General features: G+C 39.7%; 14 protein-coding genes. 11 read left to right on the top strand and 3 right to left on the bottom strand.

The annotated features are described in order from the left end of the window. The first annotated feature begins 367 nt into the window (after nucleotides 1-367). The 11 genes from H6G28_RS33265 (at nucleotide 368) to H6G28_RS33315 (ending at nucleotide 7,115) form a co-directional block, all read left to right on the top strand. On the top strand, nucleotides 368-1,906 hold the full coding sequence (locus H6G28_RS33265) for a HEPN domain-containing protein (protein WP_190677349.1): 1,539 nt from the start codon (nucleotides 368-370) through the stop codon (nucleotides 1,904-1,906). A 183-nt stretch (nucleotides 1,907-2,089) separates the two neighbouring features. After that, the gene (locus H6G28_RS33270) at nucleotides 2,090-2,362 is read left to right on the top strand and encodes a hypothetical protein (protein WP_190677351.1); all 273 of its coding nucleotides are present in this window, start codon (nucleotides 2,090-2,092) and stop codon (nucleotides 2,360-2,362) included. 169 nt (nucleotides 2,363-2,531) lie between these two features. Continuing rightward, the gene (locus H6G28_RS37180) at nucleotides 2,532-2,717 is read left to right on the top strand and encodes a pepsin/retropepsin-like aspartic protease family protein (protein WP_242054723.1); all 186 of its coding nucleotides are present in this window, start codon (nucleotides 2,532-2,534) and stop codon (nucleotides 2,715-2,717) included. Nucleotides 2,718-2,855: 138 nt separating this feature from the next. Beyond that, the gene (locus H6G28_RS33280) at nucleotides 2,856-3,230 is read left to right on the top strand and encodes a hypothetical protein (RefSeq protein WP_190591072.1); all 375 of its coding nucleotides are present in this window, start codon (nucleotides 2,856-2,858) and stop codon (nucleotides 3,228-3,230) included. Nucleotides 3,231-3,446: 216 nt separating this feature from the next. After that, nucleotides 3,447-3,719: a hypothetical protein gene (locus tag H6G28_RS33285; protein ID WP_190591070.1), complete on the top strand. Its 273-nt coding sequence runs from the start codon at nucleotides 3,447-3,449 to the stop codon at nucleotides 3,717-3,719. Then, the gene (locus H6G28_RS33290) at nucleotides 3,716-4,093 is read left to right on the top strand and encodes a clan AA aspartic protease (protein ID WP_190677353.1); all 378 of its coding nucleotides are present in this window, start codon (nucleotides 3,716-3,718) and stop codon (nucleotides 4,091-4,093) included. Before H6G28_RS33285 ends, H6G28_RS33290 begins: the two co-directional genes overlap by 4 nt. 129 nt (nucleotides 4,094-4,222) lie before the next feature. Then, nucleotides 4,223-4,423 (top strand): hypothetical protein, encoded by a 201-nt coding sequence (locus tag H6G28_RS33295; protein WP_062297026.1) that lies wholly within the window; start codon nucleotides 4,223-4,225, stop codon nucleotides 4,421-4,423. Then, complete coding sequence (locus H6G28_RS33300) at nucleotides 4,423-4,683, top strand: ParE family toxin-like protein (protein WP_190591068.1); 261 nt, start codon at nucleotides 4,423-4,425, stop codon at nucleotides 4,681-4,683. Before H6G28_RS33295 ends, H6G28_RS33300 begins: the two co-directional genes overlap by 1 nt. A gap of 525 nt (nucleotides 4,684-5,208) precedes the next feature. Then, complete coding sequence (locus tag H6G28_RS33305) at nucleotides 5,209-5,898, top strand: SAM-dependent methyltransferase (protein ID WP_190591067.1); 690 nt, start codon at nucleotides 5,209-5,211, stop codon at nucleotides 5,896-5,898. A gap of 269 nt (nucleotides 5,899-6,167) precedes the next feature. Beyond that, nucleotides 6,168-6,608, top strand: a complete 441-nt coding sequence (locus tag H6G28_RS33310; protein WP_190677354.1) for a DoxX family protein — start codon at nucleotides 6,168-6,170, stop codon at nucleotides 6,606-6,608. Between the two features lie 12 nt (nucleotides 6,609-6,620). Further along, nucleotides 6,621-7,115 (top strand): ureidoglycolate lyase, encoded by a 495-nt coding sequence (locus H6G28_RS33315; RefSeq protein ID WP_190677356.1) that lies wholly within the window; start codon nucleotides 6,621-6,623, stop codon nucleotides 7,113-7,115. A 175-nt stretch (nucleotides 7,116-7,290) separates the two neighbouring features. Here the strand turns inward: H6G28_RS33315 and H6G28_RS33320 are convergent, their stop codons facing one another. From H6G28_RS33320 to H6G28_RS33330, 3 genes are all read right to left on the bottom strand, one after another. Continuing rightward, nucleotides 7,291-7,764: a TspO/MBR family protein gene (locus tag H6G28_RS33320; RefSeq protein ID WP_190677359.1), complete on the bottom strand. Its 474-nt coding sequence runs from the start codon at nucleotides 7,762-7,764 to the stop codon at nucleotides 7,291-7,293. Nucleotides 7,765-8,142: 378 nt separating this feature from the next. Beyond that, the gene (locus H6G28_RS36510; protein ID WP_199333003.1) at nucleotides 8,143-8,595 is read right to left on the bottom strand and encodes a hypothetical protein; all 453 of its coding nucleotides are present in this window, start codon (nucleotides 8,593-8,595) and stop codon (nucleotides 8,143-8,145) included. A gap of 142 nt (nucleotides 8,596-8,737) precedes the next feature. Continuing rightward, the gene (locus H6G28_RS33330) at nucleotides 8,738-10,801 is read right to left on the bottom strand and encodes a DUF6519 domain-containing protein (RefSeq protein WP_190677361.1); all 2,064 of its coding nucleotides are present in this window, start codon (nucleotides 10,799-10,801) and stop codon (nucleotides 8,738-8,740) included. Nucleotides 10,802-10,818: the final 17 nt, after the last annotated feature.

Genomic DNA, 10,818 nt, shown 5'->3' on the forward strand with positions numbered 1-10,818 from the left:
GGTTTTTGCTGTCATGGTACTACTCAAGTGTACGATTTATTCGCCTTTAAACGTTGGCTAGTCTGTGTTTCTTCTATATTTTGCTAGTGCGTCGCCGCGCTAGTTAGAGGCTCATTTGATGCGGGTGCAGCTACGAAATTTGACCAATTGCAAACACAACGGATTAAACTGGCAAAGATGGATGCAAGAATCGCGGCAATTGCCCTGAGTCGTGGGTTAATTTTGTTAACTCGCAATCATCAAGACTTTGGTAAAGTGTCGGGGTTAATAATCGAAGATTGGACAGTTTGAAGTATCAATAGAAGTAGTCACGCTGAATGAAATTTCCTAAAAATGGATACAGGAGCGATCACACATTTTAAAATCTATGAAAATTCAGCTAAGTAAAGGTGATCTCAATGCAGCTACACAAAATTGGAATACGTTAGTAAACAGCAAAAATAAAAACAAAAATTACTGCATCCCAACCAGTATTGAGGAGTACAATAATTTTGATAAATTTGCAGCCCGATTACAAATTGATTTTCGAGACTGGATCTTACTAGAAAATGCAGTAACAGCATTTAATGAAGTTTTTAACAGAATTTATGAGGCTCCTGAGTTGAAGGGAATAGCTTCTTATGAAACAGTTTATACTGCTCTAAAGAAGGAATTAGAAGTAGAAATTTCTAATAGAGACAAAGCTCCAAACAGCAAAAGGGAGTTTGCCAGTGTGTTAGAAAGTATTCAAAATTCTATTGAGGATAAAGTCAGTTATTTTGACTTCTTCTTTGCAGTTGAAGGACTGGCGCTAGAAGAACTTGATAAAATCAGTTATGGTAAAGTTGAAATCTTTGCTTTTAATCAAGCACTGTGCGATCAGATGACTGCGGCTTATTTGGGAGAAAATGATTCGCAGAACCCAGGAGTATTAGAACATATCCGAGATTTTTTTAATAAAAACTTCCTGAATCGCTTGTGCATAAAATCTACTGCTTATGGGGATTTTGATACTGCTAATAAAAAAGCTTATAGGCAAGCACGAGAGTTAATAAACTATTTCAGATATATACTCTGTTTGTTTATAAATGATAGAGTTTCAGAGCAAATGATAAAAATAAATCTTGCATTTGAAGTATATGGTAATAGCGAAATAACTTTGATTAGAAGAAATAAAGATAATACCATTATCTTGGCTTCTGGTCGCGGTCATAAACCTCTACAAATCTTTTCCATAAGTAAAAACCGACTTGAAGATTTATCTTCTAATGGTTTCTTAGATGACTTCTCTACAATTATTAATGCCTCCTCTCAAACGCAGTTAGAAGGATGTATTTTGACAGCAATTTACTGGATAGGTGAAGCCCAAAATGAAGTCGATCTAGATGTGTCTTTTCTGAAATACTGGACTGCACTGGAGTGTATATTTACTGGAACTGAAAAACCTACACACGCTTTAGCGAAAGGGGTTGCAACGCTCAATGCTTTTAGTGGCTACGAGTTTATAAGGGTTGAAGATGCCAAGGAAGTGTATAAAAATATGACGAAGCTCTATGACAAACGCTCAGATATCATTCATCGAGGTATGAATTATTTAGCCAACCGAGTGATTAACGAAGCTGATATTTCTAAAATTTGTAAGTACACAGCATGGAGTATTCTTAGCTTGTTTCATCTACGTTCCATTGGTTACACAAGTATGCAAGAGGTTGGCGATCAAATTAATAGATTATGTTCACAGTGGAATATAGGAATTCCTGCAACTCAAGCACAGCAGTTAGTTCAGATTGAACCTGATGTGTTGAAGTGGTTTCAAGCTCAAGATGGTGAATACAAAACGTTAATCAACTCAATCTTGCGTCAATACATTGAAAGTCATAGTCAAGTAAACACTCAGCCGTATAACAATTCGCTGCAAGCAGACTAACACAAGATTTTGATGCTGAGTTTGACATTCATTGTAGCTGCTCAAGTGAACCATTAGTCGATGGAGTTTTATCAGATTGGATACAGGAGCGATCGCACATTTTAAAATCTAACTAACAGGCGATTTTTTGTAAGGTATTATGGAGAGGTTCAAAGAGTTAACGTAACGACTTAGAACCAGCGTATGCAAGCCATTCTTTTAAGCCGCGAAGAAGTTGCACGTCGAGCAAAGCAACTGTACGGGAGTGGAATCCGTCAAAAAGTCGAAACTGACGAAAACATCGGTAAGATGGTCATCATCGATATTGAAACAGGGGATTATGAAGTTGATAAAACTGGGCTGCAAGCATCCCGGAATCTCAGCAAGAAACATCCAAACGCCCGACTCTTTGGTATTCGTATTGGCTACAACGTGGCTGTCTCATTTGGTGGGGTCATGGAGCGAGTTCAGAAGTGATTTCTGGAATTGTGACAGATAGACACGCCACTGTCGCACTGACCTTTCTGCTTCAGAATGGTTCAAGCATAGCGATTGAGTTTGTCATCGATACAGGTTTCACTGGGGAACTCTGTCTTCCTTCGGAAGCGGTTTCATTGATGGGTTTAACATTTAGACCTCTGCAAATTTGGCAGATAACACTGAAGTTTTGCTTCCAATTTATGAGGCAACTGTCCTTTGGAATGGTGAAGAACGAGAAGTACTTGTCATAGCTATAGGAAGACGACCTTTGCTTGGAACTGCACTGCTGGATGACCAGGAGCTAGTGATTCAGTTTACAGAAGGCGGGTTGGTGACAATTGATGAATTATAAATACTGTATTTGTTTAAGCAATTTCTTCACAAAATAATGAAACAATAAACCACCAAAGATGCTAAGACACGAAGTTAAAAGAGTTTGAGAGAGTTATTCCGTAAGCCCTAAAATAATTAAATTCTCTATTTAAGCTGAGTGATTGAGATGATACACGGAGTCAGTCAAGAAGAGCTAGAGACACCATATGGGCAAGTTGCCTTAAATTTTTCATTAGCTCTTCTGAATCATCAATATGAAAAGGCTCATTCTTATTTAGGATCTGCAATTTGTGATGAATGGACTCCCTCTCTCCTTAAAGAGACTTATGAAGGAATGGTTGACTATTTTGAAATACCTGCAAGTGCAATGTCTATAGATTCAGTTGAAACACACTTACCAGATAATGACTCAGATAGTGCTATGGTTTACGTCTCAGTTATTGGAGAAGTAAATACTGAAGCTGTGATAGTAGTAGTTGCAAATGAATCTGGCAATTATTTGATTCAAAAACTAGAATGGGGACGACCTTAAATCAATTTAAATCTAACAAATCCGTGCAAGGGATGTTTGATTCAATCTGCTAGTTGAGTTTCTCTAAATTCTGCCGCAACCCTGACGGACACCTACCTTTAGTCAATGGAATTTTACAGGATTGGATTAGGGCGCGATCGCAAGCTTTAAAATCTAACTAACAGGCGATCAGTATCAGCTTAAAATAAAGCCATAGACAAACCGAAAATTGGAACGATGACAGTACGACAACCCCGCTACAGTAAAGAGGAATTTGCCCACCGAGGTGATTATATCTATGAAACTCAGATAAAACCTCAAGTTGAGGCTGGGAATGACGGCAAAATTGTAGCGATTGATCTCGAAACTGGTGACTTTGAAATTGACAAGAGTGAAATTGTAGCTTGCGATCGCCTGGAAACCCGTCACCCAGATGCTCAAATTTGGATAGTTCGTATTGGCTCTCGTCACGTTCGTCGGTTTGGCGGACGGACTCGGAGAACTGCATGATTACTGGAGTAGTCAATGCAGAATTTGAACCAATTATTCCACTTTCAATTCGTCGCTTTGATGGCAGAGTTTTTACGAAAGATGCGATCGTAGATACAGGTTTCAATGGTTGGCTGTCGTTGCCTCCAGATGCGATCGCTGAGTTAAACTTGAAATGGAAAAGACGAGGAAGGGCAATTCTTGGAGATGGCAGTGAGTGTGTTTTCAACATTTACGAAGCTGTTGTAGTCTGGGATAGCGCCTTACTAACAATCCCAGTAGACGAAGCTGATTCAGAACCGCTTGTTGGAATGTCATTGATGGAAGGCTATCAGCTAACGATGCAGATTTTTGAAGGCGGTAGTGTCAAACTTCGCAAAGTCGATACGGTCTAACAATGCCGTTGAACACAGACCGTACAGAGTCTGTTCGTCGAGTCCGAGAAATTACTAGCGGCGGGTGAAGGTACTCTACCTTTCCGGGAAAGCTATAATTTTCTCAAGGCTAGAGAGGTACAAAGGGCTATGTCCAATCTGGAGCAAATCGAAGCGGCAATCCTTTCGTTGCCATCAAGTGAGTTTGAGAAATTAAGACTGTGGTTTCTTGATTTAGACTACGAACGCTGGGACGAGCAGATAGAGCAAGACATCGAAGACGGTAAATTAGAGGCACTTGCTCAAGAAGCGATCGCTGAGTTTGAAGCAGGGCATTGTCGAGAAATTTAATGCACTATACAACGCGACGGTTTTGGCAATGCTACAACGCCTTACCTGAAAGTGTTCAGCAATCAGCAGATGAATGCTATGAGTTGCTCAAAGTTGACCCATCTCATCCGTCCTTGCATTTCAAGAAGTTGGGCAAAAAGTATTGGTCAGTTCGTGCAGGGTTAAGTTACCGAGCTTTGGGTGTTGAAGTCGAAAATGGTATTTCCTGGTTTTGGATTGGAACACATGCAGAGTATGACAATTTGATTAGCAAGTTTTAGAGCAGCATAAACGTTATTAGTCAATGGAATTTTACAGGATTGGATTAGGGCGCGATCGCAAGCTTTAAAATCTAACTTAGGACTTACGCAAAAATCACCCAAAAGCTTGATTTATCGAACCGCCAAGTCGCCGAGAACGCCAAGAAATCGTAGAGTCTGCGTAAGTCCTATAACTAACAGGCGATCGGTATAAACTTAGGCACTAATTTTATCTTTATTCGTAAGATAAATCGGATGACATACTGCGTTTGTTCAAGCAATTCCTTTGAGTGTTAGGGATGTTGTACAGAAAAATCCTGGATAACACCAAGGGATACACGGAAAAATTCTGTATACCCCTCCCCTGAAGGATAGTTATACCGAAAAATTCGGTGTAATACCCAAATAAGGATGTAAAAAAGAAGTTTTCCATATATTCCAACAGGAGTTCGCTGTGATGCTTGATATATTAGGACTGAGAAAAAGATTATACGGAAAGATCCCGTATAACAAATAGTTATACTAATATCTTGAGGAGATTTGTAAATGAAGCTCGATGAAGTTGTCCCTTGGGGCAGAACGCTAGAAGAATACAAGTCGATGTTTAGTTTGTCAGAAACAGATTTAAACGCGAAAATTCTTGGATGTGGCGATGGCCCAGCTAGTTTCAATGTTGAGATGACTGAGCTAGGACACTCTGTTGTGTCTATCGATCCGGTTTATCAATTTTCTGCCGAACAAATTGAGCAGCGTGTTCGAGCTACTTATGAGCCAGTCATTTCGCAGGTGAAGCAAAACTCTAGTCACTATATATGGAAGAACTTCCAAAATGCTGATGAGCTTGGCAAGGCGCGTCTCAACGCAATGGAGAAATTTTTATTAGACTATGAATTTGGAAAAACTTCAGGGCGGTATTTATATCAATCTTTGCCAAGCCTAGAATTTGTTGATGACCAATTTGAGTTATGCGTATGCTCTCATTTACTCTTCTTGTATTCAGAACAGTTATCACTTGATTTTCATGTTGCTTCGATTCATGAACTTCTGCGAATTGCCTCAGAGGTTAGGATTTTCCCATTGCTTAAACTTGATGGTGAACCATCCTCGTACCTTAAACCGATTTTGGAAGATTTATCTAATAAAGGTTGTAGTGTAGAAGTTCAATCTGTTGCTTATGAGTTTCAAAAAGGCGGGAATCAAATGTTAAGAATCAGTCGGTCAGAGATCGCAGCATAACAACCCCCTTGCAACGGACGGTCAAAAATCATTGGTGGTGATATAAAAACTAATAGCCGCCGATGAAGGGGAACGTTAGTCAATGGAATTTTACAAGATTGGATTATGGCGCGATCGCAGACTCTAAATCTAACTAATCAAAACCAATCTCCTCATCCTCTCTGCGCCTCTGCGTCCCTGCGTGATGTTTCTTACCATTGATTGAAGACAAATTCACATCAGATCAGCAAACTGAAGTGGTAAGCGCAAGGACAAAATCAGGCGAAACCATGAACAGACGTAAGGAACTCTTTCGTGTCATCTTGGCAATATCAATCATCATCGTCGGTATTACACATTTTGCAGTACCGCAACCTTACGTTAAAATCATGCCGCCACAACTGCCATATCCTTTAGGGTTAGTTTATCTGAGTGGCTTTTATGAAATTTTAGGTGGTATTGGGTTATTAGTTCCGCCTGTGAGTCAAGCAGCAGCTTGGGGACTAGTACTGCTATTTATTGCTGTTTTTCCTGCCAATATCAACATGGCAGTTAATCATATTAAAATTGAAACCATACCATACTCAGATTCCCCTTGGGTTCAAGCAATTAGATTGCCATTACAAGCAGTGTTAATCGCTTGGGCTTGGTGGTATACAAGACCTTCAGATCAAGAAATCCAAGCTTCGTTAATTCCTAAATCACTCATTCCCAAAGAATTAGACTGGTAATTGATTAATAATATGAGTACATCCCAAACAGTCCAACAATTAAAAGCAGAATTAATTACCCCCGAAAATTTCCAGCGTTATGGGCAGGTAATTTTTGCTAGTAAAGATGGTAAAGGTTTTGATGCGGAAGATGCTCAATTAAATCTGCAAAATGGCACCCCAAGATTTTATATTATGCGTCTAGAAAAGCGCGGACGTAAATTTAATAAAATTACTCGTCATATAAAATGCACTCAATGTTTAGGTTCATTAGAAGGCAAAGATTGGTTCATTGCCGTGTGTCCTCCCCATAATGAATTAGATGAACCAGTTGTATCAGAAATAGCTGCTTTTCAGATTCCAGGGAATTGTTTTATTAAATTAAATGCAGGAACTTGGCACGCTGGCCCTTATTTTGATCATGGATTTGTCGATTTTTATAATTTAGAATTGGCTGATACAAATGTAGTAGATCATTTCACCCATGATTTTCGCCAAAGTCATCAGTTAGAGTTTGAGATGGTGTAAATAATTCATCCGCGTCCATCTGCGGTTAATTAACAACTATGACTAAACCACACCGTCCCTCAATTCACAAGCCAGATGAAAGCATATATTCACCCTTTTCCTGACTTTTTGTCAAGTTATACACTGCCAGTTTGACAAGATAAGGGAGGGGTGAAATCAACCGCAGGTTTGACACTCAGACATCTTGCGGATTGAGACTCTGCATCTGCCAAGTGGTATAAGTACCAATGGGACTCCATAGTAAAAAGGGTACTAATAACAATGCTGCCCAACCGGAGACAGGTAAGACAGCCCCAGTTAATATCAGACCAATAATAAAGCCTGTACCACCAATAATTGTGCCTGCTTGCAGACTTCGCAACCAAAACATTACGGGTGTATAGGCAACGATCGCAATTTCTAAAATTAAATATAAACTCATCAATAACCAAGTAGATGTTGTTCCTGGGTTAGTTTCCCAGACAATATAAGCTGACCAAGCGCCACAAATAAAAATTACACTCCAAATTACCGGAATTGCGGCTTCAAAAGTTAGCCATCTCGGTCTTTGTAAGCGTCTGAACCATTGGCGATCGCCTGGTTGAATTAAATTAGCACCTAAAGCCACCAATATTGCTACGCCACCAATGATCATCCATGATTTAATCATGACCTTATTCCTTGTAATTGCTGCATATCACTGAGATATCACTATTTATAGTCTGATTTTCCCAATTTATTGAATCAATCCTCATCATCCCTGAGTCTGAGAACTTGATATCAGTCAGAGAAGAAGTGTTGAATGTTAAAAAAAGCTGATAAAAATAGCCTGCGCTTAGTACAAGTACGCTCAGTGACCATCAGAAATTGCTAAAAGGCTTGTGGTATCACTATTCTTTCTTGTGATTTTTGCCTTATTGTATTATTCCGATAACCTTGTCTTTTTCCAAATCCTGGGAGAAATCACCTTGGTGGAATTTGGTATTTCATTCATTAATACGGTGCATCATTATCATTACTTATGTAGCACTATTACACCAAGATTACCTCAAACCGCAAGAGATTGGGGAATGTGAGAAGTTTCGCTGGATTGAACTAATTCTTCTTCTAGTACCTGAATTCCTCCACTAATACGGAGTAAGGTAGTTTGCAGATTTGCTTGTTTCATCTCATAATCTGCTAATATTCTTTGACCATCTTCAAACTCTACTTTGAGGGATTGAAGACGTTGCTCTAGCTGTTCCTTTATCTGATTACTGACTGTTAAATCTTGATTGATGAATCCAGTTTCTGAATTAATCTCTTCAGGTGGTTCGCTGGCATTTTCTAATATTTCGCTTATCTTACTGTGTTCTTCTTGTAGTACCTGAATTGCACCACTAATGCGGAGTAAAGTGTTTTGTAGATTTGTCTGTTTAGCCTCTAAATCTGTTAAGTTTGCTTGCTTTTCTGAAAATTCATCCTTAAGAGATTGAAGGCGTTTTTCGAGTTGTTGTCTCATGTGAAATTAAGAGAAGATAATACAATTATTAGAGTTGGCTGTTCAGCACTAAGAAAGCATTAACTTTCTTGGTCAGATGAGAATTAATGTTTTATCCTGCTGTGAATAAATATAGTATCTTTTTATGACTCACTGATAATTGCTATATGGATGAAATAATAACTATTATTATTCCTTTTGGTTGAGTGTTTGTTTTTAATTGCCAATAGCGATATCCGCTTATATAATCTAGATCCCCATCTATCCAGTTTGCTTCCGATGGGAAATCTTCACCCCTACCATATTCCACAACTTCTATTCCTGTTGCTCCTCCAATTATCGATGCCCTTGGATTTCTTGCTATGTTAGTAATATCTAAAGACCATGCTGGTAAAACTGATACAGCCCATCGTTTAGGGCGTGGAAGTAACAAGTCCAAAACCCCGTTATAGAAAGAGCTTCCCAAAACAGTGCAGATATAGAGATTACTGGCTCCGTCTATTATTATACCTTTAATTGGTACGATACCACCTTTCACGCTTGTGTAACTAGCTGTTTGCAAGCTCCAATTTCCCATCTTTCCAATGCCGATGTACGTCTCAACTAGCAAACTATTATTAGGTGCAACAGTTGTTTCCACATAGTTTTTTGATCCGATCGCAACTCCTCCTGACACAGCCAGCTTGCTTTGCGGATTGGTTGTGCTGATGCCAACATTACCTTTATTAAATACAAGAACTGAGTTATATAGTTGAGAATTGTTCGTTTGATTAAAGACCCACCTAACATTACTGTCGGTTACGGATGTATTTAAGCTCAAATTGTACAAATTAGGTTCTTTTTTAGCTTCAAACTGGATAGTACTTCCATCGTAGTCATTAGGTGTCTCTACAGTTAACCTAGCTCCTCCTACATTTTTTGTTCCAATACCAACTTTGCCAGTAACATAGAGGTCTTTATCAATTGTCAGTGATCCTGTCATAGTGTCACCGCCTTTGCTCAACAAACCCGTTGTTAAGGGTTTGAAGATGACACGACAATCATCCTTCACACTAAATCCAGCGTTATCATACTTCACCAAGGCTAAACTACAGTAGCGATGTAAAATCCCGTGCGGTAGTTGGGCTTTGTTACTAGGCCATTCGATATTTGCAGTTAAGTTGCGTGCGGGAATTAACCAGTAGTCGCCTGTTTTATACTCACCTGCATCAAATTTGACCTGAATCTCATTCTCTAAAGTTATCCAATCATTCTGCACAGGGATATTACGAGAATCCCAACGCCGTACTATCATTGATGGCTCAAAATCTGGAGCTTTGCCAGATGGCCACTCTTTCACTGTTAGTGTGTTTGCTGTAACAGATTCCAACTCCGCCAAAATGCCAGGTTCACCATAAAGGGTTTGCTTTTCAGTAATTATCTCCACCCAGTTACCTGCTGCAAATGCCGTTTGAATATCTTGTCCTAGACGACTGACGGTAATCTCCTGACCGATAATTTTCTCAACACGGGTAGCAATTGAGCCATTATCCCGCGACCATTTAAACGTAGCTTGACTGAGCGTACCGCCTGTATGAATTTCCACACGGTAGAGTTGATTTTCTAGGTTTGCTCCCGCTCCTACTATGCTCGCCGATAATTTGCCTGTGCTGAGAGGCTTCTCCCAGCTAGGTTTCCAGTCAGGAGGAGCGAAAGAGCTTTTGTCTACATTTTTGTCTGCCTTGCCCAAAAAGTATAGTTTCACTTGCCAAACATTTTTGACTCGCGTGGCTGTATCAGCCCCACCCAAAGCTGGTTCCCGAATCTCTGGATCTTCCAGTGCTGTAATATGACGTTGCCAGACATCAAGGTAAGCTAGGTAAATACCATTCTCGTATTTACCATTTTCTTGTTTGGTTTCGCTTTTGGGTTCTGCACCTGGATAGTCTGATTGAGCAGTAAACAGCACAGACTGGTCATTCTCAAAAAGCATACCCTCGACGTAGTATCGCCCTGCACCGATTTTGAGATTTGTTTTATCATCAGTTACTGTGATCTCAAATCCAGCATACTTTTCTGGTGCGCCACTCTGACCGATAAAATCGGTGATTTCAGCAGCAATGCGATGCTCTGTAATATCCAGTTGTTCGTTCCAATCTGCATCTAGTTGGACGCGCCCTTGTTGCATCAACACGCGGCTGAAACGCTTTTGGGGATTGAAGGTAAACCGAGAAAAATCGCCTTTCATAATATTTCCTTTAATAA

Source organism: Nostoc sp. FACHB-190, from assembly GCF_014696905.1.
GTDB lineage: Bacteria > Cyanobacteriota > Cyanobacteriia > Cyanobacteriales > Nostocaceae > Nostoc_B.